The sequence below is a fragment of the Halalkalibacter lacteus genome (genome assembly GCF_036663595.1).
Classification (GTDB): Bacteria; Bacillota; Bacilli; order Bacillales; family Bacillaceae_D; genus Halalkalibacter; species Halalkalibacter lacteus.
In genome coordinates, this window is the sequence record NZ_JAWRVL010000320.1 from 1 (window position 1) to 256 (window position 256).

Annotated in this window: 1 protein-coding gene; it reads left to right on the forward strand. The window is 64.8% G+C overall.

What is annotated here, in order from left to right; translation table 11 throughout:
• Positions 1-186, forward strand: a 186-nt coding sequence (locus tag SAZ04_RS22510) for a tripartite tricarboxylate transporter substrate-binding protein (protein ID WP_332699921.1), incomplete at its 5' end; no start/stop codon positions are given.
• Between the last annotated feature and the right edge of the window lie 70 nt (positions 187-256).

Consider the following 256-nt stretch of genomic DNA (forward strand, 5'->3'; position numbering starts at 1 on the left):
GCCATCGTCGCCAAGACCAACGCGGAGATCAATCGCGCGCTCAAATCGCCGGCGCTTTCGCAGCGGTTTGCCGGCGTCGGCGTGGAACCTGCGGGGACGACGACGGAGGAATTCGCCAAGATGTTGCGCACCGAGATCGCGAAGTGGCGCAAGGTGGTCGCCGAGGCGAACATCCGCATCGAATGACGGCTTGCGTGAGACCGCAGGAGGAGTGCCTATGATCCGGACGTTGCTGCTCGCTGCGCTGCTCGGCTCG